The sequence below is a fragment of the Roseburia sp. OM03-7AC genome, from assembly GCF_003462625.1.
Lineage (GTDB): Bacteria > Bacillota > Clostridia > Lachnospirales > Lachnospiraceae > Roseburia_C > Roseburia_C amylophila.
The window spans coordinates 1-1993 of sequence record NZ_QTZJ01000024.1; the positions used below are offsets into that span (position 1 = coordinate 1).

At 36.4% G+C, this 1993-nt stretch carries 2 protein-coding genes; both read left to right on the forward strand.

Annotated features, from left to right (window positions below; genetic code table 11):
• Positions 1–993 (forward strand): hypothetical protein (locus tag DXB39_RS14560; protein ID WP_199535146.1); only part of this gene is annotated, 993 nt, incomplete at its 5' end.
• Positions 994–1030: 37 nt separating this feature from the next.
• Positions 1031–1993, forward strand: a 963-nt coding sequence (locus DXB39_RS14565; protein WP_330418314.1) for a cytidylyltransferase domain-containing protein, incomplete at its 3' end; no start/stop codon positions are given.

Genomic DNA, 1993 nt, shown 5'->3' on the forward strand with positions numbered 1-1993 from the left:
ATAGGGAGAAGATGTCTTGCCTATTCTGATTATATGGAAATTAAGCGTTTGATAAATTTGAAAAAAAAGACATATTTTTTAAATGAAGAAGAAAAAAACATAGTAAAAAGGCAGGTGGGTATTCTAAATAAGAAGTTGGGGACAACTTTAACTGAGGCAGAGGTTATAGATTGTGTTAATAGAAGTCTAACGGGCTATTTTACATATTATAATGAATATAAAAAAATATTGAGAAAGTATAGACCGAAATATATAGTGGAGACAACACATTATGAAACAGCAAAACTATCATTAAATGTAGCAGCACATGAAATGGGAATTAAAGTGTTTGAATTGCAACATGGGGTTATGAATATACAGTACAATATTCCCCAAAAAGATGATTTTATTCCTGATGAAGTGCTTACATTTGGAGAATATTGGAACCAGACAACGTGTTATCCGGGGAAAATGGTGGCGATAGGAAATCCCCATCTTGAGGAATGTGTTACTACAATGAAAACAATAAAGTATTTCCCAACTATTTTAATTCTTTCTCAAGGGCCAGTAGGAGAAGCATTGGTTAAATTAGCAATAGAATTAAAAAATTTAGTTAGAAAAAAAGGAATTCCTGCAAGAATTATTTATAAATTACATCCAAATGAATATATAAGTTGGAAAAAAATATATCCAGAATTAGTTGGTTCAGAAATAGAAGTGGTTGATAATAATGAAAAAGATCTGTATTACTATTTCTCAATATCCACGCATCAAATAGGGGTATTTAGCACAGCTATTTATGAAGGAATGGCATTTGGTGTGAAAACAATTATATATAAGGCATATCGGTATGAAACAATGAAAGACATTATTGAAGCTGGTTATGCTAAACTTGCTGATGATGGAAATTCTGTGCTAAATGAAATCATGAACAAGGAAGAACAAAAAGTCCCAACGGAGATGATATGGAAGTCTAATGCATTGAGTAACTTGAAGAAAGAACTGTTGGGGTAATATATCAAAATATTAGATTGGAAAGAGAGGAAGGACAATGGTCTTGGCAGTAATACCGGCTCGTGGCGGCTCAAAAGGAATACCACGGAAAAATGTCCGTTTGATGAATGGAAAACCACTTATTTATTATGCAATTCATAATGCAAAGAATTGTCCAAGCATTGATGATGTTGTAGTTTCATCTGATGATGAAGAGATTTTGAAAATAGCTTCTTCTTATGGTGTAGAGACCATGACCAGAGATAGTGAACTGGCAAAGGATGCCGTGACATTAGACCCGGTTATCTATGATGCAGTCTGCACTATGGAAAAGAAGAAAGGGATTCAGTATGATGTGGTAATTACCTTACAGGTAACATCACCGTTACTTTCTTCTGATACCTTGGACAAGGCGTTGGAAAGCTTTTTGGCTTCTTCCGATGATACTTATATCAGTGTGGTAAATAAGCCACATTTATCCTGGACGAAGAAGGATGGCTGCTATGTGCCGAATTATGAGAAACGTCTGAACCGTCAGCAGTTACCGCCGAACTATCTTGAGACAGGTGCATTTCTGATTACAAGAAGAGAATGTATGGAGGTAAACAGCCGTATTGGAAAGAAGGTTTCTGTCTATGAGATGCCGGAGCGTGAGGCGGTGGATATTGATGCAGCTTCCGACTGGGTATTGTGTGAGCATGAACTGAAAAAGAAACGGATTATTCTTCGGGCAGATGGATACAAAGAGCTTGGAATGGGACACATTTATCATTGTCTGACACTGGCATATAATCTGACCGGACAGGAGCTTCTCTTTGTAACAAAAGAGCAGCATGAGCCGGGACTGAAAAAACTGCAGGAAGCAAATATGCCGGTACATACCATTAAGAGTGACGAAGAATTCATGGAATTCGTGCAGGAATGGAAGCCGGATGTTGTAGTAAATGACTGCCTGAATACCGAAGCAGATTATATCAAAGAATTAAAAAAATATGTGAAACGTGTCGTAACCATAGAAGAC